The sequence below is a fragment of the Arthrobacter sp. S39 genome (genome assembly GCF_004320525.1).
Lineage (GTDB): Bacteria > Actinomycetota > Actinomycetes > Actinomycetales > Micrococcaceae > Arthrobacter.
This window is the reverse complement of the sequence record NZ_SIHX01000013.1, coordinates 53947-74827: the sequence shown is the minus strand read 5'-3', so window position 1 is coordinate 74827 and position 20881 is coordinate 53947. Positions and strand designations below refer to the sequence as shown.

19 protein-coding genes and 1 tRNA gene are annotated in these 20881 nt (G+C 65.6%); 16 read left to right on the top strand and 4 right to left on the bottom strand.

Annotated elements, in window-relative coordinates:
* Positions 1 to 22 precede the first annotated feature (22 nt).
* Entirely contained in the window at positions 23 to 736 is a 714-nt protein-coding gene (locus EYS21_RS20120) for a response regulator (RefSeq protein WP_131135012.1), read from the bottom strand.
* Positions 733 to 2373 (bottom strand): sensor histidine kinase, encoded by a 1641-nt coding sequence (locus EYS21_RS20115; protein ID WP_131135011.1) that lies wholly within the window; start codon positions 2371 to 2373, stop codon positions 733 to 735. The genes EYS21_RS20120 and EYS21_RS20115 overlap by 4 nt, the downstream gene beginning before the upstream one ends.
* Before the next feature lie 141 nt (positions 2374 to 2514).
* Here EYS21_RS20115 and EYS21_RS20110 point away from each other — a divergent pair, with 141 nt between their 5' ends.
* The 10 genes from EYS21_RS20110 (at position 2515) to EYS21_RS20065 (ending at position 12148) form a co-directional block, all read left to right on the top strand.
* Complete coding sequence (locus EYS21_RS20110) at positions 2515 to 3861, top strand: cation:dicarboxylase symporter family transporter (protein ID WP_131135010.1); 1347 nt, start codon at positions 2515 to 2517, stop codon at positions 3859 to 3861.
* Positions 3862 to 4120: 259 nt separating this feature from the next.
* Positions 4121 to 5020, top strand: coding sequence for an AAA family ATPase (locus EYS21_RS20105; RefSeq protein ID WP_131135009.1), 900 nt, complete (start codon positions 4121 to 4123; stop codon positions 5018 to 5020).
* Between the two features lie 7 nt (positions 5021 to 5027).
* Positions 5028 to 5840 carry a ScpA family protein gene (locus EYS21_RS20100; protein WP_131135008.1) on the top strand — a complete coding sequence of 271 codons (813 nt, stop codon included), beginning with the start codon at positions 5028 to 5030 and terminating at the stop codon, positions 5838 to 5840.
* Positions 5837 to 6499: an SMC-Scp complex subunit ScpB gene (locus tag EYS21_RS20095; RefSeq protein WP_131135007.1), complete on the top strand. Its 663-nt coding sequence runs from the start codon at positions 5837 to 5839 to the stop codon at positions 6497 to 6499. Before EYS21_RS20100 ends, EYS21_RS20095 begins: the two co-directional genes overlap by 4 nt.
* Positions 6500 to 6610: 111 nt before the next feature.
* Positions 6611 to 7828 carry a pseudouridine synthase gene (locus tag EYS21_RS20090; protein WP_131135006.1) on the top strand — a complete coding sequence of 406 codons (1218 nt, stop codon included), beginning with the start codon at positions 6611 to 6613 and terminating at the stop codon, positions 7826 to 7828.
* Between the two features lie 3 nt (positions 7829 to 7831).
* Positions 7832 to 8941 (top strand): prephenate dehydrogenase, encoded by a 1110-nt coding sequence (locus tag EYS21_RS20085; RefSeq protein ID WP_131135005.1) that lies wholly within the window; start codon positions 7832 to 7834, stop codon positions 8939 to 8941.
* Positions 8941 to 9654 (top strand): (d)CMP kinase, encoded by a 714-nt coding sequence (cmk, locus tag EYS21_RS20080; protein ID WP_131135004.1) that lies wholly within the window; start codon positions 8941 to 8943, stop codon positions 9652 to 9654. Before EYS21_RS20085 ends, cmk begins: the two co-directional genes overlap by 1 nt.
* Before the next feature lie 31 nt (positions 9655 to 9685).
* Complete coding sequence (locus EYS21_RS20075; RefSeq protein WP_131135039.1) at positions 9686 to 10363, top strand: lysophospholipid acyltransferase family protein; 678 nt, start codon at positions 9686 to 9688, stop codon at positions 10361 to 10363.
* Positions 10364 to 10373: 10 nt separating this feature from the next.
* The gene (der, locus tag EYS21_RS20070) at positions 10374 to 11924 is read left to right on the top strand and encodes a ribosome biogenesis GTPase Der (protein ID WP_131135003.1); all 1551 of its coding nucleotides are present in this window, start codon (positions 10374 to 10376) and stop codon (positions 11922 to 11924) included.
* Between the two features lie 147 nt (positions 11925 to 12071).
* Positions 12072 to 12148 (top strand) — tRNA-Pro (locus EYS21_RS20065).
* A gap of 51 nt (positions 12149 to 12199) precedes the next feature.
* Here the strand turns inward: EYS21_RS20065 and EYS21_RS20060 are convergent.
* Positions 12200 to 13069, bottom strand: a complete 870-nt coding sequence (locus EYS21_RS20060; protein ID WP_131135002.1) for a DNA-formamidopyrimidine glycosylase family protein — start codon at positions 13067 to 13069, stop codon at positions 12200 to 12202.
* A 117-nt stretch (positions 13070 to 13186) separates the two neighbouring features.
* On the opposite strand from EYS21_RS20060, the gene gcvH reads away from it, so the two are divergent.
* From gcvH to EYS21_RS20035, 5 genes are all read left to right on the top strand, one after another.
* Positions 13187 to 13573 carry a glycine cleavage system protein GcvH gene (gene gcvH / locus EYS21_RS20055; RefSeq protein ID WP_131135001.1) on the top strand — a complete coding sequence of 129 codons (387 nt, stop codon included), beginning with the start codon at positions 13187 to 13189 and terminating at the stop codon, positions 13571 to 13573.
* 140 nt (positions 13574 to 13713) lie between these two features.
* The gene (locus EYS21_RS20050) at positions 13714 to 14184 is read left to right on the top strand and encodes an FHA domain-containing protein (protein WP_131135038.1); all 471 of its coding nucleotides are present in this window, start codon (positions 13714 to 13716) and stop codon (positions 14182 to 14184) included.
* A 23-nt stretch (positions 14185 to 14207) separates the two neighbouring features.
* Positions 14208 to 14924 (top strand): MerR family transcriptional regulator, encoded by a 717-nt coding sequence (locus EYS21_RS20045; protein WP_131135000.1) that lies wholly within the window; start codon positions 14208 to 14210, stop codon positions 14922 to 14924.
* On the top strand, positions 14924 to 15427 hold the full coding sequence (locus EYS21_RS20040) for a bifunctional nuclease family protein (protein ID WP_066285823.1): 504 nt from the start codon (positions 14924 to 14926) through the stop codon (positions 15425 to 15427). The genes EYS21_RS20045 and EYS21_RS20040 overlap by 1 nt, the downstream gene beginning before the upstream one ends.
* Positions 15428 to 15664: 237 nt before the next feature.
* Positions 15665 to 16261, top strand: coding sequence for a MerR family transcriptional regulator (locus EYS21_RS20035; protein WP_131134999.1), 597 nt, complete (start codon positions 15665 to 15667; stop codon positions 16259 to 16261).
* A gap of 86 nt (positions 16262 to 16347) precedes the next feature.
* On the opposite strand, the gene EYS21_RS20030 is transcribed toward EYS21_RS20035, so the two are convergent.
* Entirely contained in the window at positions 16348 to 17166 is an 819-nt protein-coding gene (locus EYS21_RS20030; RefSeq protein WP_131134998.1) for a ParA family protein, read from the bottom strand.
* 304 nt (positions 17167 to 17470) lie between these two features.
* Here EYS21_RS20030 and EYS21_RS20025 point away from each other — a divergent pair, with 304 nt between their 5' ends.
* A complete protein-coding gene (locus EYS21_RS20025; RefSeq protein WP_131134997.1) occupies positions 17471 to 20866 on the top strand; it encodes a pyruvate carboxylase in 3396 nt (1131 codons plus the stop codon).
* Positions 20867 to 20881 lie beyond the last annotated feature (15 nt).

The following is a 20881-nucleotide window of genomic DNA, read 5'->3' as shown; positions in this document are numbered from 1 at the left end:
ATACATTGCGGCCCGATGGGAGTCAGCGGCCGCTCCACCTGTATTCATTTTCCGGCCTGCCAGGTGTGCCGTAGCGCGGTGACCTGGAGACGGTTCCGGCGTCGGCCAGGTACTCCAGGTAGCGGCGTGCGGTAACCCTGGACATGCCCAGGGCATCCATGACCTGGGTGGCCGAGACGGCGTCCGACTGTCCCTTCAGGAATTCCTGCACTGCTTCAAGGGTGGAGACGGACAGGCCCTTGGGCAGAGGCATTTCGGAGGGGGCCCGCAAGCTGGCGAAGGCCTGGTCAACGTCACTCTGCGAGGCCCCGGACTTTGTGGAGCCGGACTCCGGGGAGGCCAACTGCTGCCGGAACAGCCGGTAGCTGGCCAGTTTGTCGGCAAAGGTGGCGTAGGTGAAGGGTTTGATCAGGTATTGCACCACGCCGATCGCGACGGCGCTCCGGACAATGGCGAGTTCGCGGACGGCGGTGATGGCGATGATGTCCGACAGGATCCCTGAGGCGCGCATCCGCCGGGCGATGTCCAGGCCATGCAGGTCCGGGAGGTTCATGTCCAGCAGCACCAGCTCCACCGGTTCCCCGGAGGCAAGGAAGTCTGTAAGGAGCCGCAATGCCGACTGGCCGTCCGGGGCAGTGCCGGCCAGGGTGAATCCCTCCAGCCGGCCCACGTAGGCGGCGTGCGCCGCGGAGGCGACCGGTTCGTCCTCAACCACGAGGACGCGGATATCGCTCACTGGAACTGCTCCTCTTTGTCGGTTCCGGCGGCCATGGCCGGCAGGAAGACATGGAACTGTGCTCCGTCCGTGCCTGTGATGGTCATGGTACCGTCCAGCCGCTGCACGGCCTGCCGTACGAGCGCCAGGCCCACACCCCTGCCAAAGGGGCCGGGCGCCTTGGTGCTGAAGCCGTGCTTGAAGATATTGTCCACGGCTGCCGGGTCGATTCCGGAACCGGAATCCCTGACTGTGATGTCCAGGCCCTCGGCGTCGGACTCCACTGTCAGCTCCACCTGCTTGGGGGCCTTGCCGTCCGCGGCCGCGTCGATGGCGTTGTCCAGCAGGTTGCCCAGGATGGTGACGAGGTCCTGGACCGCCAGTCCTGCCACCGACGCGGACCCCACGGTGGCGAGGGTCAGTTTCACGCCGCGCTCGTTGGCTTCCGCCGCCTTGCCCATGATCAGCGCGCTGAGTACGGGCTCGTCCACGGAACTGACCATCTCGTCGGTGAGCTGCTGGCTGAGTTCAAGGTCCCTGGTGGCAAACTCGAGCGCCTCCCGGGTACGGCCCAGCTCCAGCAGCGAAACCATGGTGTGCAGCCGGTTGGCGTGTTCGTGGGTCTGGGCGCGAAGGGCGCTGGACAGGGTCCTCATCGTTTCCAGTTCGCTTCCCAGCGACTCGATCTCCGTCCGGTCACGGATGGTGGCCACCGTGCCGAACACCGCCGGGCGGCGGAGGCCGGGGGAGTCCGGTCCCACGGCCGGGCCCTGGTTGACCACCACAATCCGGGGACCCGTCAGATGGATTTCATCGTGTGCCGGGCGGCCGGATTCAAAAAGGTCCTTCAGGCTCTCGGCCAACGGGAGGTCCGACACGGCGGGCGGCCGTGACGGGTCATCGCCTGACCCGCTGGGTTCGAGGCCCAGCAGCTCGGCGGCCTGGTCGTTGTACATCACCACCCTGCCCCGGGTATCGATCAGGATGAGTCCCTCACGGACGGAATGGAGGACGGACTCGTAGTAGGCAAACAGCTGGGCCAGCTGTTCCGGCCCCCATCCACGGGTTACCCGGCGCAGGTACCTGCCAAGCAGCCAGGAAGCCAGGGACCCGCCCAGGAGAAGGGCCAGGCCGAGCGCCAGCAGGGCCGGCAACCGGCCGGACAGGGCAACGTCCACCGTCCGGACCGTGACGCCGGCGGCAACCAGCGCCTTGACGTTCCCTGCCGCGTCCTTGACCGGGGCAATCGTGCGCACCGACGGGCCCAGGGTACCGGCGGTGACCTCGGTGAACATTTCGCCACGGAGCGCGGCATCAATCGAGCCGATGTACGGCCTGCCGAGCTCCTCATCCCGCGGATGCGTCCAGCGCGTCCGGTCCGGCGCCATGATGGTGATGAAATCGGCTCCGGATCCGGCCATCACCTCCAGCGCGTACGGCTGCAGCAGCGCCGACGGATCCGGCGTGCCGGCAGCCTGGAGGACCAGGGGGCTGGCAGCGATGGCGGCAGCCACGCCGGTCATCCGCAGGCCGGCTTCCTCATAGCTGCGGTCCCGGGCGTCAACGTAAGCGGCGGTGCCTCCGATGGCAATGAACGCCAGCACAATCACCAGGTTCGCCACAAACAGCCTGCGGGCGATACTCCAGCGGTGGATCATCAAGCACCTCCCATGACCAATATGAACGCAACGGTGAGCTAAGTCACGGCGTGCCCAATGATGGATATCACACCGGACCGACGCGATGAGCCCAGAGACTGCGCCGCAGCGTCTACCAGATTATCCATAAGGAGACACATCATGGCTTCTCAACGAGGAGAGTCAGCAGCGCCTGCAAAGGCCGCCCGCAAGGGCCTGGACAAATCCCACTACCTTTACATTGCCGTTATTGCCGCCGTGATCCTGGGCGCTATCGTCGGTCTGCTGTTCCCCGAGGTCGGCAAAGCGATGAAGCCGCTTGGCGACGGATTCATCAAGCTCATCAAGATGATGATCGCGCCGATCATCTTCTGCACCATCGTCCTTGGTATTGGCTCCATCGCCAAGGCTGCCACCGTAGGGAAGGTGGGCGGACTGGCCCTGGGCTACTTTGTTCTTATGTCCACCTTCGCCCTGGGCATCGGCCTTGTGGTCGGCAACCTGATCCACCCGGGTGAGGGTTTGAAGCTGGCGCCGTATGACCCCAATAAGAAGGCCGAAGTGGACAGCACCGTTGCCTTCCTCCTGGGCATTATCCCGGGCGACATTCCGGTCCTGCCCACACTCTTCGCCGCCATCCTCGTGGGCTTCGCCCTCCAGAAGATGGGCGCGCAGGGCGCTCCTGTCCTGAAGGCCATCGGCCACGGCCAGGTATTGGTGTTCAGGATCCTCATCATGATCATGTGGCTTGCTCCGGTGGGCGCCTTCGGTGCCATCGCAGCTGTTGTCGGCGCCACAGGCGTCGCGGCAATCGTGAGCATGTTCACGCTCATGGCCGCCTTCTACATCACCTGCGCCCTCTTCATCGTGGTGATCCTCGGCGGTCTGCTCCAGGTAGTGACCGGAGTGAACATCTTCAAGCTGATGAAGTACCTGGCCCGCGAATACCTGCTCATTTTCTCCACGTCCTCCTCCGAGGCGGCACTGCCCCGCCTCATTGCGAAGATGGAACACCTGGGCGTTTCCAAGCCGGTTGTTGGTGTCACCGTTCCGACGGGTTACTCCTTCAACCTTGACGGCACCGCCATCTACCTGACGATGGCATCGCTGTTCGTGGCCAACGCCATGGGAACCCCGCTGGATCTTGGTGCCCAGGTATCCCTGCTCATCTTCATGATCATTGCCTCCAAGGGCGCAGCCGGTGTCACCGGTGCAGGCCTCGCTACGCTGGCCGCCGGCCTGCAGGCACACAAGCCAGAGCTCCTGGGCGGCGTGGGCATGATCGTCGGGATCGACCGCTTTATGTCTGAAGCCCGCGCCCTGACCAACTTCACGGGCAACGCTGTGGCCACCCTGCTGATCGGCACCTGGGTCAAAGAGATCGACAACAAGCAGGTCGGCGAAGTCCTCTCGGGACGGGCTCCCTTCGACGAGCAGACCATGATCGCCGGCCATGGCGAACCGGTGGACCACCCGGCCGAAGCCAAGCCGGTCCCGGCCACCGTCTAGGCAGCGGGCCGGGCGAATGCCTGGCCGGCAGGCAAAAACAAAACCCTCAAACCGCCCGTGCAGCCCCCGGCTGCGCGGGCGGTTTGCGCGTGACAAGGCCTAACCTTCGACCTCTACTAGAAGGTAAAGGCTCAGAATGCGTGCAAAGTCAAGTTCCCTCGATTACCGTGTCGGGGGCTGTAGCCTTGGTGAAAAGCAGGAACGGCGCTGGATATCCAGCGGCAGGTAAATCACCGTCATCGAAAGTGTGGATAGATACGTGAGCAGCGAACAGGGTTCGGCAACTCTGGAAGGCACGGAACTCGATCTGGAAGACGCCGTGATGGGTCCCACCGGGCGCCCGCACCGCGAATTTCCTGAACCCGCTCCGCTGTCCTCCCACGGTCCGGCGCGCGTCATCGCCATGGTCAACCAAAAAGGCGGCGTGGGCAAGACCACATCCACCATCAACCTTGCAGCGGCCCTTGCCGAATATGGCCGCCGGGTACTGCTGGTCGATTTTGACCCGCAGGGTGCGCTGTCGGCGGGACTGGGCATCAACCCGCACGAGCTGGACCTGACCGTCTACAACGTCCTCATGGACCGCAAGATTGATATCCGCGACGCCATCCATCACACCGGTGTCGAAAACGTGGACCTCCTGCCGGCCAACATCGACCTCTCCGCCGCCGAAGTGCAGCTGGTCAACGAGGTCGCCCGTGAGCAGGTCCTGGACCGGGCCCTCAAAAAGGTCGAGGACGAGTACGACGTCGTCCTGATCGACTGCCAGCCATCCCTTGGCCTGTTGACCGTCAATGCCCTGACTGCCGCCCACGGCGTGATCATTCCGTTGATCTGCGAGTTTTTTGCCCTCCGGGCCGTCGCCCTCCTGGTGGAGACCATCGACAAAGTCCAGGACAGGCTGAACCCCCGCCTGCAGGTGGACGGCGTCCTGGCCACGATGTACGACGCCCGCACGCTCCACAGCCGCGAAGTCATCACACGGCTGGTGGAAGCTTTCGGCGACAAGGTGTTCGAAACCGTCATCAAGCGCTCGATCAAGTTCGCTGACGCCACAGTGGCGGCGGAGCCGATCACCAGCTACGCCGGCAACCACATTGGTGCAGATGCCTACCGCCGCCTGGCCAAAGAGCTGATTTCGCGCGGCGGCGCACCCTAGCCAGGCTGTGGCTGAGTCCAAGCCCGGCTTTGAGGTGCGGCTGGCCAACTTCACCGGACCGTTCGACCTCCTGCTGGGCCTCATTGCCAAGCACCAGTTGGACATCACCGAGGTGGCCATCGCCACCGTCACCGATGAATTCATCAAATACATCAGGAAGCTGCAGAAACTGGGGGAGGACTGGGCCCTGGATGAGGCCAGCGAATTCCTGGTCATTGCCGCCACCCTTCTGGACCTCAAGGCCGCCCGGCTCCTGCCCGCGGGCGAAGTCGAGGACGATGAGGACATCGCCCTGCTCGAAGCCCGCGACCTCCTCTTTGCCCGCCTGCTGCAGTACAAGGCCTTCAAGCAGGTCGCAGGCCTGATGGCCGTGACCCTGGACCAGGAATCCCGGCGCTTCCCGCGACAGGTTGCCCTTGAAGAACACTTCGCCGCCATGCTGCCTGAGCTGGTCTGGAAACACACCCCCGAACAGTTCGCCAAGCTGGCCGAAACCGCGCTGGAACCCAAGGTGCCCCGGCCTACCGAAGTCGGCCTGGCCCACCTGCACGGCAGCGCCGTCAGCGTGAAGGAACAGGCGGAAATCATGGGTCTCCGCCTCCAGCTGGGGAACCCCTTGTCCTTCCGGGCGCTGATCGCCGACGCGGAGTCCACCCTGGTGGTGGTGGCGCGGTTCCTGGCGCTGCTGGAAATGTTCCGCGACAAGGTGGTGGCGTTCGACCAGCTCAGCCCCCTGGGTGACCTGACGGTGCACTGGAGCGCCGAAGGCCAGGAATGGTCCACCGAGAACCTGAGTGAAGAATACGAGGAACAGCCGTGACCGAAGAGCATCCCGGGGCCGTTGACGACGAGGGACTGGACGTCAGGAACCTGCCGGGCGGGGCCAAGGCCGCCGTCGAGGCCGTGCTGATGGTGCTGGACCAGCCGGCCACCGCCGCTGAGCTCGCAGCGGGACTGAACCTGACCGTCGAGGTTGTGGAGCAACTGCTGGCGGAACTGCAGCGGGAGTATAACGGCTATACTGTTAAAGCCCCGGACATGGACGTTGCCAGCGATGCTGGCTTCAGCGCCAGCCCCCGGGGTTTTGAATTGCGGAACATCGCCGGTGGCTGGCGGATCTACTCACGCACTGACTTCGCCGACATCGTCGGCCGGTTTGTGCTGGAGGGCCAAACGGCCAGGCTCACGCAGGCGGCCCTGGAAACCCTGGCCGTCATCGCGTACCGGCAGCCTGTTTCCCGGGCCAGGGTGTCCGCAATTCGGGGAGTAAACGTTGATTCGGTCGTGCGGACACTGACGCAGCGCGGACTGGTCGAAGACGCCGGGAACGATCCGGAGTCAGGCGCCGTCCTGTACCGGACAACATCGTACTTCCTGGAGCGGATGGGGATCGGCTCCGTGGCTGAGTTGCCTCAGCTTTCACCCCATCTTCCGGGACTGGAAGGCATCGAGGAGTTCTACGACGCCGGAAGAATGTAGGCGGGGCATCCTGCCTGCGCACAAGAGTATTCATCAGGGCAGAATTATTCTGCACGGCTGGCTAGGGTTGTCCTTGGACAATCTGCCGGTCAACATATCGAAGGACGGGTCATGACACAGGCGGGACGCCAGGGTTCACCACGTAACAGTTCAGGACGTAAAGGTCCGGAACGCAATTCATCACAAGGCGGCGCACAGGGCGGCGCCAGCCGGGGCGGTGCGCAGGCCGGCGGATTCCGCGGCGCTGCAGGCAAGCGCAACGCCGGCTTCGGCGGCGGCGACCGCCCCCATAAGGCACCCAAGCCCCGCGAGGAGCGCTTTGTCGATCCCGACGAGGCATCCGCAGGCCAGCAAGGCGGCGCGTCCGACTGGAAGCCGGCCGCCCCCTCGGCACGGAAGCCTGCTGCCCGCAAGCCCGGCGCCAAGAAGGCTCCCGGCACTCCGGGTGCGCTCAAGCCCAAGCCACGTACCGGAAAGCCGGGGGCGGCGGCATCCCGCGCCTTCGGCAGCGAACGCTTTGGCCAGAACCTCGGCCCGGTCCGCAAGCCCTCGCGCAAGCGCGGTCCCCGCGGGCCCGTCCCGCAGTCTGAAATGCACGACGCCGACGGCACCCGCCTGCAGAAGGTCATGGCGCAGGCCGGCGTGGCTTCGCGCCGCGTCTGCGAAGAGATGATCGCTGAGGGACGCGTCGAGGTCGATGGCCAGGTTGTCACCGAGCTGGGTGTCCGGGTGGACCCCAAAACCGCTGTCATCCACGTTGACGGCCTGCGCATCCAGCTGGACGAAAACCTCGTCTACATGGTGTTCAACAAGCCCAAGGGTGTTGTGTCCACCATGGAGGACCCCGACGGCCGTCCCTGCATCAGCGACTTCGTCCGCAACAACCACGGGGAACGCCTCTTCCATGTGGGCCGGCTGGACGTCGCCACCGAAGGGCTGCTGCTGCTCACAAACGACGGCGAGCTGGCCAACCGCCTGACGCACCCGTCCTACGAGGTCCCCAAGACCTACCTCGTGCAGGTCCGTGGCCCGTTCCCGCAGGGAATCGGCGCCCAGCTCAGGGAAGGTGTGGAACTCGAGGACGGCTTCGCCTCTGTGGACTCCTTCAAGCTCGTGGACTCCACCCCGGGCCACGTGCTGATCGAGGTAGTCCTGCACTCGGGCAAGAACCGGATTGTCCGGCGCCTGTTCGATGCCGTGGGCTTCCCCGTCCTGCGCCTGGTGCGCGTCAAGGTCGGACCCATCGGCCTCGGCGACCAGCGACAGGGCAGCATCCGGAACCTGGGCAAGCAGGAAGTCGGCCACCTGCTGGCATCCGTAGGGCTCTGAGGCATGTCCGCATTTCGTACGCACGGCCGCGGACACCTTAACGGCCCGGTCGTTGTGATCGGCACCGGCCTGCTGGGCGCCAGCATCGGGCTCGGCCTGCGTGGCCGCGCCGTCCCCGTGTACCTGTCGGACCCGTCGCCCACCAACCAGGCCGTCGCCGTCGACATCGGCGCCGGTCTGCCCCTGGCCGAGCTGTCGGGCGAGGCACCGGAACTCGTGGTCGTGGCGGCACCGCCGGATGTCACAGCCTCGGTTGTGGCGGGCGCGCTGGCGGACTACCCGGAATCCGTGGTGGTGGACATTGCCAGCGTCAAGGCGGACATCCTGGCCGACCTTCGCGCCCGCGGCGCGGATCTCTCCCGCTACGTCGGCAGCCACCCGATGGCCGGACGGGAGAAATCCGGGCCCGTTGCGGCCCGTGGCGAGCTTTTTACGTCCATGCCGTGGGTGGTTTGCCCGTCGGAGGAGTCCTCAGCCGAAGCCACCCGGGTGGCGCGCGCCCTCGCCTCGGACCTGGGCGCAATCGTCTCCCAGTTCACCGCGGACGAACACGACGAAGCCGTGGCACTGGTATCCCACCTGCCCCAGGTGATGTCGTCACTGCTGGCCAGCAGGCTGCAGGGCACGCCGCTCCATGCGCTTTCCCTGGCCGGCAACGGCCTGCGGGACGTCACCAGGATCGCCGCGAGTGATCCCACCCTCTGGGTGCAGATCCTGGGCGGCAACGCCCGGAAAGTGGTGGAAATCCTTTACGGCGTGCGTGAGGACCTGAACCGCCTCATCGGCACGCTGGAGGCGCCCGCCGCACCCGGCGCACGGTTGGACCTTGCCCAGCTGATCAGCGAAGGCAATGCCGGCCAGGCACGCATTCCCGGCAAGCACGGCGGCCCGCCGCAGGCGTACTCCTGGCTCACCGTCCTGGTAGACGACAAGCCGGGCCAGATCGCCCTGCTCCTCACCGAGATCGGGGAGATCGGCGTGAATGTCGAAGACCTCCGGCTGGACCATTCGTCAGGCCAGAACGTCGGCATGGTGGAGCTCTCAGTGCTGCCCAACAAACATGACCACCTGATCGAAGCACTCAACGACCGCGGATGGCGGGTACTGCAGTAATGACACAGGAACTCATTGACACCCTGCCCGCCCTGCGGGTGGGACGGCCGCTCGTGGTGGCCATCGATGGCCCGTCCGGTTCCGGCAAGTCCAGCGTAAGCAAGGAAGTGGCCCGCAGGCTCCGGCTTGCCTATCTGGACACCGGTGCCATGTACCGGGCCCTGACCTGGTTCTGCGTCAACACCGGAATCAGCCTTGATGACGCCGAGTCCGTGGAGCAGGCAGCCAGGGACCTGGTGCTGGAACTGAGCACCACCCCGCACGAGGACTACGTGCGGGTGGACGGTGTTGACGTTGCCGAGGCCATCCGCGAACCGTCCATTTCGTCGGCCGTCAGCGCCGTGGCCACCACCCTGGGCGCCCGGACCGAACTGATCCGGCGCCAGCGCGAGCTCATTGAAAAGCACCACCGCCGGATGGTGGTGGAGGGCAGGGACATCACCACCGTCGTCGCGCCCGGAGCGGAAGTCCGGATGCTGCTGACGGCCAGCGAGGAAGCCAGGCTCCGCCGCCGCGGGATCCAGCTGGGCGGCACGCAGAACGCCGAGCAGCTCGCTGCCCAGGTCATCCACCGCGATGCCAAGGATTCAACGGTGGTGAATTTCACCCAGGCCGCCGATGGCGTGGTGACGCTGGATTCCTCGGACCTTGACTTCGAGGAAACCGTGGACGCCGCCCTCGTGATCGTCACCAAGGTCCTCAACCGTGACTGAGCGCCGCAGCAAGCTTCCCGCCGCCTGGACCATGGCGTGGAGCCGCCCCGTCGGCTGGATCCTGGACCATCTGGTGTACCGCACCTCGGTGACAGGCCGTTCCAACGTCCCCACCGGGGGACCGGTGATCTTTGCCGGCAACCACATCAGTTTCCTGGACGGGCCGGTGATGTTCGGCGCCTCACCGCGTCCCATGCACATCCTCGTCAAGAAGGAGATGTTCAAGGGCTTCCTGGGCCGGGTCCTCCGGGCCTCCGGCCAGCTGCCCGTGGACCGCTCCGGCGACCGTGCGGCGCTGCTGCTCAGCAAGGACGTGCTCGACGCCGGCCGTTGCGTCGGGATTCTGCCGGAAGGCACCCGGGGGAGCGGCCAGGCAACCGACATCAACAACGGCGTGGCATGGCTGGCACTGAACTCGGGGGCTCCGGTAGTGCCGGTCGCCATCCTGGGTACCCGGACCGGCGATGAACACCTCGACACCGTCCCCAGGCCGGGGCGGCGGTTCCATGTCAGCTTCGGCAACGCCCTGACAATAAGCCGCAATCCCGGCGAAACCGGCCGTGCTTCAATGGACAGGGCGGGAATGGAAATCCGCGCTGCGCTGGCAGGGCACGTCCAGGATGCAATCAAACACAGTGGGCAGCCTTTGCCCCACACGGGCTCACCGCTCGAACCAGCAGTAGCCGGGACGCCGGCAGATGACCACTAAGGAAAGTGCAATGAGCGATACGACTCAAACATCCGGCCACTCCGGCGCCGGCGAAGACGAATACACGCCCACCGGCACCGACCAGGTCGCCGAGCGGCTGGCAGCCCTGGACGACGACGAAGCGGAGCTGCGCGCGGCGTCCCTCCGGGCCGGACTGGAAGACTACGACCTCGACGAGGACGACGCCGCCCTGCTCAGCGGCCGGTACGACGACGAGGACTTCGACGGACCGGTCAAACTGGACCCCGTCCTGGCCATCATCGGGCGCCCCAACGTGGGCAAGTCCACCCTGGTCAACCGCATCCTGGGCCGCCGCGAAGCCGTGGTGGAAGACACCCCCGGCGTCACCAGGGACCGCGTGATGTACTCGGCCCACTGGAACGGCCGGAACTTCACCCTCGTGGACACCGGCGGCTGGGAGCACGATGCCCGGGGCATCCACGCCCGTGTAGCCGAGCAGGCCGAGATGGCCGTGGAACTGGCCGACGCCGTGCTGTTCGTGGTTGACTCCGCCGTGGGCGCGACCGCCACGGACGAGGGCGTCATGAAGATGCTCCGCAAGTCCAAGAAGCCCGTCATCATGGTGGCGAACAAGGTGGACGACTTTGCCCAGGAGGCAGACTCGGCCACCCTGTGGGGCCTTGGCTTTGGCGAGCCCTACCCGGTCTCCGCCCTGCATGGACGCGGCGTTGCCGACCTCCTGGACCACGTCATGGACACCCTGCCTGAGTTCTCCACGATCGAAGGACTGGAGCGCTCGGGCGGCCCGCGCCGCATTGCGCTGATCGGGCGTCCCAATGTGGGCAAGTCGTCGCTGCTGAACAAGCTCGCCGGCTCGGAGCGTGTGGTGGTGGACAACACCGCAGGCACCACCCGGGACCCGGTGGATGAGTTCATTGAACTCGGCGGCCGGACCTGGCGGTTCGTTGATACGGCCGGCATCCGTCGCCGCCAGCACATGGCACAGGGCGCCGACTACTACGCCTCACTCCGGACCCAGGCCGCCCTGGAGAAGGCGGAGGTCGCCGTCGTCCTCCTGGCCGTGGACGAAGTCCTCAGCGAACAGGACGTCAGGATCCTGCAGCTGGCCATCGAATCCGGCCGCGCGCTGGTTCTCGCCTACAACAAGTGGGACCTGCTCGATGACGAACGCCGTACCTACCTGGAGCGGGAAATTGAGCAGGACCTTGCGCACGTTGCCTGGGCCCCCCGGGTTAACATCTCGGCGCTGACCGGCTGGCACAAGGACCGGCTGGTCCCGGCACTGGACCTTGCCCTGGAAAGCTGGGACAAGCGCATCGCCACCGGACGCCTGAATGCCTTCCTCGGCGAGCTCGTGGCGGCGCACCCGCACCCGGTCCGTGGCGGCAAGCAGCCCCGTATCCTGTTCGGCACCCAGGCATCCAGCCGCCCGCCGAAGTTCGTGCTGTTCACCACCGGGTTCCTTGACCCCGGCTACCGCCGCTTCATCACCCGCCGGCTGCGCGAGACGTTCGGCTTCGAGGGCACGCCCATCGAGGTCAACATGCGCGTGCGCGAAAAGCGCGGCAAGAAGCGTTAATTCCGACACACCTGCTGATCGGATGCCCGAAAGTGTCACAGGCACCCCTTCGCATCGTGTAAGCTTTTCAAGGTGGTTCGGCCGGACTGCTGAGTTGAAATCCTGGCTAACATCAGGAGTAAACGCAGCGGAGAACGGCGGAACTGACGGGCTGTAGCGCAGCTTGGTAGCGCACTTGACTGGGGGTCAAGGGGTCGCAGGTTCAAATCCTGTCAGCCCGACCAAAAAGCAGAAGCGCCCCGGAGAATTTCTCCGGGGCGCTTCTGCTTTTGGCGTTACTTCAGGAACTTTGACGTCCGCCGGTCCGCCAGGATCTTTCCCTTGGTCTGGCAGGTGGGGCAGTACTGAAGCGAAGTGTCCGCGAAGGACACTTCCCGGACCGTGTCGCCGCAGACCGGGCAGGCCTCGCCGGTCCGGGCGTGCACCCGCATGTGGCTCCTCTTGACGTCCTTCAGTTCGCTCGGCGGCTTGCCGCGGGCTTCGGCCAGCGCCGTGCCCAGGACGCTGTGGATGGCGTCGTACAAAACCTGGACTTCCCCACGGTCAAGCGACTTGGCGATCGCAAACGGTGATATTTTCGCGGCGTGCAGGATCTCGTCGCTGTAGGCGTTTCCGATCCCCGCGATCACGCTCTGGCTTCGGAGGAGCCCCTTGACCTGCTGGGAGCTGGCGCTAAGGATCTTTGCCAGAGTGCCGGCGTCGAACTCCGGACTGAACGGATCCGGCCCCAGGGCCGCGATCCCCGGAACATCCTCCGGCTCGCGCACCACATAGACGGCCAGGCTCTTTTTGGTGCCGGCCTCGGTCAGGTCCATCCCGTGCCGGCCAGAATTACCGGAGAAGGACAGCCTGGCGGCGATGTACCCCTTCCCTTTCCTGAGTTCAGCGCTGCCCGGCGAATCGGTGAACCGGACCCAGCCTGCCCGCGCGAGGTGGAAGACCAGGGAGGGGCCTTCGGTGTCAATGCACACGAACTTACCGAAACGCCGAACGCCGGTCACAGCCCGCCCGTAGAGATCGGTGTAGGCGGGATCCGCCGTCTTAAGCACGGCGAAGGACACAATCTGGACCTGTTCCAGGACCGTGCCGCGCAGGTGGCCGTCCAGATAGTCAGCCAGGCCTGCAACCTCAGGAAGCTCGGGCATGGTCCCATCATGTCAGAATCCACCTCGAACGCCCCGGGAGTTGTGCCTATACTTTCAGCGGCGGCTTGTTTAGCAGGCCCCGTTGACATTGGTGTTTGACCCGATGAAAGGCCCCTGATGAGCAACATTCCCGAAGACCTGTCCTACACCGCAGAGCACGAATGGGTCACCGCGCCCAACGCCGACGGCGTGGTCCGCGTGGGCATCACAGACTTCGCCCAGGACGCACTCGGAGACGTTGTCTATGCGCAGATGCCTGAAGTGGGTACAAAAATCACCGCGAACGAAGTAGTGGGCGAAGTCGAGTCCACCAAGAGCGTGAGCGACATTTACGCTCCGGTCAGCGGGGAAGTGGTGGCTCGCAACGACTCCCTGGACACAGACTCCGCCCTCATCAACTCCGATCCCTACGGCGATGGCTGGCTGATCGAAGTCAAACTTGCCGAAGCCGACGCCGTGGAATCGTTGCTCAGTGCGTCGGAGTACGAACAACAGGTAGGCTAAAGCTAACCGGTTGATCCGGTCCGGCCATGCAACGTCTTCGCACGTCAATGGCCGGATCCGGCGTCCGGGGCCAGGTTTGCGAGGCAGGCCGGGGGGACATGTTGATTGCAGGTGACGCTGCAGCGGAAGAGGAGGAAGCCATGGTTGGCCACAAGCAGAACCCTGCCGACGGGGATTACGGCACAGGCAAGGCTTCGGAGACCACCTCGATCCATCTCACGCCCGTCACCGAAGAACCCACTATTACCCCCAAGCTCTCATCGGACGAGCGCAGCTCCGTGGAGGCGCTGCCCGCCGGATCAGCCCTGCTGATCGCGCACAGCGGACCCAACGCCGGGGCACGGTTCCTGCTGGACTCTGACGTCACCACCGCCGGCCGCCACCCGGACGCCGACATCTTCCTGGACGATGTGACCGTTTCACGCCGCCATGTTGAGTTCCAGCGCACGGCGCGCAGCTTCGAAGTGGTGGACAAAGGCAGCCTCAACGGCACCTATGTCAACCATGACCGCGTGGACAGTGTTGAGCTGAAGTCCGGAAGCGAAGTCCAGATCGGCAAATTCCGCCTCACCTTCTACCTGAGCCCTGCCCGCGCTGCAGGCCGCGCCTGATCCCGGGGCAGTTGCCTGTGGCAATGGCACAACCGGAACGCCGTGGACCCCAGGTCCTGAACATCGGGGAGGTCCTCGCCCAGCTGAGCGGCGATTTCCCAGGAATGACCGCGTCCAAAATCAGGTTCCTCGAAGAAAAGGGACTCATCAACCCCCGCCGGACGCCCGCGGGGTACCGGCAGTACTCGGACGGGGACGTCGAACGCCTCCGTTTTGTGCTGGCACTCCAGCGTGACCAGTACCTCCCCCTGAAAGTCATCAAGGACTACCTCGACGCGATCGACAGGGGAGAGCGGCCCGAAAACCTTCCCCCCGGCGTCGTGGTTTCCCCGCGGATCGTCTCTGACGAGCTGGCAGCCGAGCTGCAGAACCGTGGCCGCAAACTCACCGAGGAGCAGCTTCGGACCGAGTCCGGTGCCAGCGTTCCGCTGCTGCAGTCGCTGCTCAGCTTCGGGCTGATCAGCCACAGCAACGGCAAGTTTGACGAACACGCGCTGCAGGTGGCCCGGGCGTGCGTCCAGCTGGAAAGCCATGGCCTGGAGCCGCGCCACCTGCGGCCCTTCCAGGCCGCGGCCGAACGTGAATTCGGACTCGTGGAGCGGGCAGTGGCGCCGCTCGCATCGCGCAAGGATTCGGCGTCGCAGGCCCGGGCGGCCGAAGCGGCGCGCGAGATCAGCGACCTTTGCCTCACCCTGCACCGGGCCCTGGTGCAGGACCACATCTCACGCATGGACATCTGATGATCGAAGTCGAGATCGTAGGGGTTCGGATCGAACTTCCTTCCAACCAGCCGCTGGTGCTGCTACGCGAGATCCACGGCGAGCGGCACGTGCCCATCTGGATCGGCACGCCGGAGGCCAGTGCGATTGCCCTGGCCCAGCAGGGCGTGGTCCCGCCCCGGCCCATGACCCACGACCTCCTGGTGGACGTGGTGGAATCCCTGGGCCACTCGGTGGTGAGTGTGAACATTGTCGCCGTGGAGGACAACATCTTCTACGGCCAGCTGCAGTTCGAGAACGGAACCACTGTCAGCTCACGTGCATCTGATGCGCTGGCCATCGCACTGCGGGCCAAATGCCGGATCTGGTGCGCCGATTCGGTCATGGACGAGGCGGGGGTCCGCATCACTGAGCACGATGAGGGCGAAGACACCGAGCCCGGGCCCACCGTCGATGAGGAACGTGAACTGCGGCGGTTCCGGGAGTTCCTGGACGACGTGGAGCCGGAAGACTTCGACGGCTGAGATCACGTTAAGGTTAAAGTTGAGGCTGAAAGTTTCGACACGCCCCCGCAAAGAGCCGAACGTCTTTGACCTTGGGACCCGGCAGGCCTAACGTCAAAGGTATCAAGTTCCCATTGCTTACAGCAGCAGCGCAAGTCACACTGTAAGGTGCGGCTCCAGGAAATTACATGCATGGACTTCGTGCCCGTCCAGGCTGCTGCAGTTTTTCCCCGGGAGCTTATGACAAGGAGGATCCAGGTGAGTCCCAAAGGCGAAGCAGGCGAGCTGAAACAGCCCTCGACGGCTGGTGTCGCTGTGCCCGCGAGCGGTGCCCAGGGCCTCCTGTTTACCGAAGACCTTCCCGTTCTTGACGAAGACGCGGGCTACCGCGGACCGACTGCCTGCAAGGCGGCCGGCATCACGTACCGCCAGCTTGATTACTGGGCCCGTACCGGCTTGGTGGAACCCGCCGTGCGCGGTGCTGCCGGCTCCGGTTCGCAGCGCCTGTACGGTTTCCGCGACATCCTGGTCCTGAAGGTCGTCAAGCGGCTCCTGGACACCGGAGTCTCGCTCCAGCAGATCAGGACCGCTGTCGAACACCTGCGGGAGCGCGGCGTGGAGGACCTCGCCCAGATCACGCTGATGAGTGACGGCGCCAGTGTCTACGAGTGCACCTCCGCCGATGAGGTGATCGACCTCGTCCAGGGTGGACAGGGTGTGTTTGGCATTGCGGTTGGCCGCGTGTGGCGGGAGGTCGAAGGCAGCCTGGCGTCCCTCCCGAGCGAACATGCTGTCGAACAGTCCTTTCCGGACGACGAGCTCAGCAAGCGCCGTGCAGCCCGGAAAACCGGCTGAACCCTAATACGTCAAAGGCCACCTTCCAGGGGAAGGTGGCCTTTTCCATGCGCCCAATGTACGGCCGGCGCCCGCCGCCGCAGCGCCTAGCGCTGGCCGCGGCTCCGCAGGCCGTTGCCAACGGCGAGGAGGTTGGCCAGCAGCGTGTCAAAGAGGGCAGCAGCCGATTTCGCCGAGTCGCCGGGCCAGTGGTGTACCGGGTGGGCCGCGCCCTGGATCTGCTGCCAGTTCGCCTGCTCCGGGATCCGGGGGCTCAACAGGAGTTCGCCGAACATCGATTCCATCTCGGCGAGCCGGTAAGTGTGCTCGGATGAGCCGGTGCGGACACGGTTTGCCACAATGCCGGCCGGCGAAAGGTTGGGGGCGAACTCCTGCCGGAACAGCTGGATGGCCCGCATGGTCCGCTCGGTTCCCGCTACGGAGAACAGGCCAGGTTCGGCCACCAGGGCCACTTTGTCACTGGCTGACCAGGCCATCCTGGTCAGGCCGTTCAGTGATGGCGGGCAGTCGATCAGGACGAACTCGTAGTCAGCGCCGGCCAGCACCGAAGAGAGCCGGCGGAGATCGCGGCGGCCCAGGTCCGGCCGGTCATAGATCCCGGTGTACGCAGAGCCGACCGCGACGTCCAGGACTCCCGGACCGGAACCGTTCGAGAGTGCGCGGGCCGTCCAGCTGCTGCCCACCACGTTGTCCGCGAGTTTGGCCCTCCGCGGGCTCTTGAGCATCCGCCCGATGTCCAGCTGGTCGCCGGGCTGCACGCCCAGGGCCGTGGTCGCGTCTGCATGGGGATCAAGGTCCACCACCAATGTGGGGATGCCCGCGGCAAGCGCCGCAGACGCCAATCCTGTGGTGACGGAAGTCTTGCCGACCCCGCCCTTGAGGCTGCTGATGCTGACTACTTGCACTTGAGAGACCAAAACCTAACGCCGGCTGCCGTGTTGGGGGTAATGTTTGCTCCGGCAGTGCCGAAGCCGGGCGGCTCCTGCCGCCCTACTCATCATATGTTGATGCGCCGGCGATTCCTGCTTTATCGGGCGTCGGCATGGCACCTCGGCGTGATGGCAACAGCTGGTTCCGGCGGTCCCGGTCAAAGCGTCGCGGACATGACGGCAACTTCTGTGACGGTGGCCACAATGATTTGTATTTCTAAGCGCGGGTCTTAGACACTGTGACCACTTACCGATACACCCGCAATGATGCAGGAGAAGTATGTTTTCCAAGATTCTGGTGGCCAACCGCGGCGAAATCGCGATCAGGGCATTCCGCGCCGGCTACGAGCTGGGCGCCAAGACCGTTGCTGTGTTCCCGAACGAGGACCGTAACTCGATTCACCGCCAGAAGGCCGATGAGGCTTATCTGATCGGAGAGGAAGGCCATCCCGTCAGGGCATACCTTGACGTGGCCGAAGTGGTCCGGGTGGCCAAGGAGTCCGGTGCCGACGCCATCTACCCCGGCTACGGATTCCTGTCCGAGAACCCGGACCTCGCCCGCGCCGCGAAGGAAGCCGGGATCACGTTTGTTGGTCCGCCGGCTGAGGTGCTGGAACTCGCCGGCAACAAGGTTGCCGCGCTGGAAGCTGCGCGGAAGGCCGGCGTCCCGGTGCTGAAGTCCAGCCAGCCGTCGAAGGACCTTGATGAGCTCATTGCCGCGGCCGACGAGATCGGGTTCCCCATCTTCGCCAAGGCTGTCGCCGGCGGCGGCGGGCGCGGCATGCGCCGCGTGGACACCCGCGAGGCCCTTCCGGAAGCCCTGCAGTCCGCCATGCGCGAAGCGGATGCGGCGTTCGGTGATCCCACCATGTTCCTGGAGCAGGCTGTGCTCCGGCCGCGGCACATCGAGGTCCAGATCCTCGCTGATGCCGAAGGCAACGTCATGCACCTCTTCGAGCGCGACTGTTCCATCCAGCGGCGCCACCAGAAGGTCATCGAGATTGCACCGGCCCCCAACCTTGACGAGGGGATCCGCCAGGCCCTCTACCGTGACGCGGTCAAGTTCGCCAAGGCGCTGAACTACGTCAACGCCGGAACCGTCGAGTTCCTGGTGGACACCGTCGGCGAACGCGCCGGGCAGCACGTCTTCATCGAAATGAACCCCCGCATCCAGGTCGAGCACACCGTCACCGAGGAAGTGACGGATGTGGACCTGGTGCAGGCGCAGCTGCGGATCGCGTCCGGCGAAACCCTCGCGGACCTGGGTCTCTCCCAGGAAACCGTCCAGCTCAAGGGCGCAGCCCTGCAGTGCCGTATCACCACCGAGGACCCTGCCAACGGGTTCCGGCCCGACGTCGGAAAGATCACCGGTTACCGCTCCGCCGGCGGCGCGGGAGTACGGCTCGACGGCGGTACCGTGTACTCGGGTGCCGAAATCAGCCCGCACTTCGACTCCATGCTGGTGAAGCTGAGCTGCCGTGGCCGCGACTACCCGGCCGCGGTGGCCCGCGCCCGCCGGGCCCTCGCGGAATTCCGCATCCGTGGCGTTTCCACGAACATCTCCTTTCTGCAGGCCGTGCTGGACGACGCCGACTTCATTGCCGGCAACGTCGCAACGAACTTCATCGACGAGCGGCCCCAGCTGTTGAAGGCCCGGGTCTCCGCGGACCGCGGCACCAAGCTGCTCACCTGGCTGGCCGAGGTCACGGTGAACAAGCCCAACGGCGAACTCACCGTCCACTCCAATCCCGCATCCAAGCTTCCGTCCGTCGCAGGCATCCAGCCCGTGAAGGGGTCCCGCCAGCGGCTCCAGGAGCTGGGCCCGGAGGGCTTCGCCAAGGCGCTGCGTGAGCAGACCGCTGTGGCCGTCACAGACACCACGTTCCGCGACGCCCACCAGTCCCTGCTCGCCACCCGGGTCCGGACCCGCGACCTCGTGGCCGCCGGCCCTGCCGTCACCGCCCTGGTGCCTGAGCTGCTCTCCGTCGAGGCCTGGGGCGGCGCCACGTACGATGTGGCCCTGCGCTTCCTTGGCGAAGACCCGTGGGACCGTCTTGCCGCACTGCGGAAGGCCCTGCCCAACGTCTGCCTCCAGATGCTGCTCCGTGGCCGCAACACCGTCGGGTACACCCCGTACCCCGAAGAGGTCACGGTTGCCTTCGTCAACGAGGCAGCCGCCACCGGCATCGACATCTTCCGGATCTTCGACGCCCTGAACGATGTCAACCAGATGGCGCCCGCCATCCGTGCAGTCCGCGCCACCGGCACGGCAGTCGCCGAAGTGGCCCTGTGCTACACCGGTGACCTGCTGGACCCGGACGAGAAGCTCTACACGCTGGACTACTACCTCGAGCTCGCCCAGCGGATCGTGGATGCCGGCGCGCACATCCTGGCCATCAAGGACATGGCAGGGCTGCTCCGTCCCGCCGCCGCCGCGAAGCTCGTGGCCGCGCTCCGTGAGAGGTTCGACCTTCCGGTCCACCTCCACACCCACGACACCGCCGGCGGCCAGCTGGCCACCCTCCTGGCAGCCGTCGACGCCGGCGTGGACGCGGTGGACGTGGCGTCCGCCTCGCTGGCCGGAACCACCAGCCAGCCGTCCGCTTCGGCCCTGGTGGCGGCACTGGCGCACACACCGCGTGACACCGGGCTCAGCCTGGCGGCAGTCAGCTCCCTGGAGCCCTACTGGGAGGCCGTGCGGCGTGTCTACGCGCCGTTTGAGTCGGGCCTGCCGGGCCCCACAGGCCGCGTCTACCAGCACGAAATCCCGGGCGGGCAGCTGTCCAACCTCCGCCAGCAGGCCATGGCCCTGGGCCTGGGGGAGCGCTTCGAAGCCATCGAGGACATGTACACAGCGGCGGACCGCATCCTGGGCCGCCTGGTGAAGGTCACTCCGTCTTCGAAGGTGGTGGGCGACCTCGCGCTGCACCTCGTAGGCCTGAACGCCGACCCTGCGGACTTCAACGAGAACCCGCAGAACTACGACATCCCCGACTCCGTCATCGGCTTCCTGTCCGGCGAGCTCGGTGACCCGCCGGGAGGCTGGCCGGAACCGTTCCGGACCAAGGCACTCCAGGGCCGCAGCATCAAGGTCCGCGACGTTGAGCTCAGCCCCGAGGACAGTGCCGCGCTCCAGGGCGATTCCAAGACCCGCCAGGGTACGCTGAACCGCCTGCTCTTCGACGGCCCCACCAAGGACTACCTCAAGAGCGTGGAAACCTACGGCAACATCTCCGTGCTCGACACCAGGGATTACCTGTACGGCCTGCAGCGCGGGCAGGAGCACGAGATCCAGCTGGAAAAGGGCGTCCGCCTGATCGCCTCGCTGGAGGCCGTCTCGGAGCCGGATGAGAAGGGCATGCGCACCGTCATGTGCACGCTGAACGGGCAGTCCCGGCCCGTCGTCGTCCGCGACCGTTCCGTGGTGAGCAACGTCAAAGCTGCCGAGAAGGCGGACCCGGCCCAGCAGGGCCACGTCGCCGCGCCGTTCGCCGGTGCCGTCACCGTCACGGTCAAGGCAGGCGACACCGTGAGCGCCGGTGACACGGTGGCCACCATTGAAGCGATGAAGATGGAAGCGTCCATTACGACGCCGGTGGGCGGCAAGGTTACCCGCCTCGCCATCTCAACGGTTGAACAGGTGCAGGGCGGGGACCTGCTCCTGGTTGTGGAGTAACCCCTTAAACGCAAC

Bases quoted from the DNA above. Each gene is read 5' to 3' on its own strand.
- EYS21_RS20115 (WP_131135011.1), bottom strand. From the start codon at position 2,373: ATGATCCACCGCTGGAGTATCGCCCGCAGGCTGTTTGTGGCGAACCTG.
- EYS21_RS20110 (WP_131135010.1), top strand. From the start codon at position 2,515: ATGGCTTCTCAACGAGGAGAGTCAGCAGCGCCTGCAAAGGCCGCCCGC.
- EYS21_RS20090 (WP_131135006.1), top strand. From the start codon at position 6,611: ATGACACAGGCGGGACGCCAGGGTTCACCACGTAACAGTTCAGGACGT.
- EYS21_RS20085 (WP_131135005.1), top strand. From the start codon at position 7,832: ATGTCCGCATTTCGTACGCACGGCCGCGGACACCTTAACGGCCCGGTC.
- cmk (WP_131135004.1), top strand. From the start codon at position 8,941: ATGACACAGGAACTCATTGACACCCTGCCCGCCCTGCGGGTGGGACGG.
- EYS21_RS20075 (WP_131135039.1), top strand. From the start codon at position 9,686: ATGGCGTGGAGCCGCCCCGTCGGCTGGATCCTGGACCATCTGGTGTAC.
- der (WP_131135003.1), top strand. From the start codon at position 10,374: ATGAGCGATACGACTCAAACATCCGGCCACTCCGGCGCCGGCGAAGAC.
- EYS21_RS20060 (WP_131135002.1), bottom strand. From the start codon at position 13,069: ATGCCCGAGCTTCCTGAGGTTGCAGGCCTGGCTGACTATCTGGACGGC.
- gcvH (WP_131135001.1), top strand. From the start codon at position 13,187: ATGAGCAACATTCCCGAAGACCTGTCCTACACCGCAGAGCACGAATGG.
- EYS21_RS20050 (WP_131135038.1), top strand. From the start codon at position 13,714: ATGGTTGGCCACAAGCAGAACCCTGCCGACGGGGATTACGGCACAGGC.
- EYS21_RS20045 (WP_131135000.1), top strand. From the start codon at position 14,208: ATGGCACAACCGGAACGCCGTGGACCCCAGGTCCTGAACATCGGGGAG.
- EYS21_RS20040 (WP_066285823.1), top strand. From the start codon at position 14,924: ATGATCGAAGTCGAGATCGTAGGGGTTCGGATCGAACTTCCTTCCAAC.
- EYS21_RS20025 (WP_131134997.1), top strand. From the start codon at position 17,471: ATGTTTTCCAAGATTCTGGTGGCCAACCGCGGCGAAATCGCGATCAGG.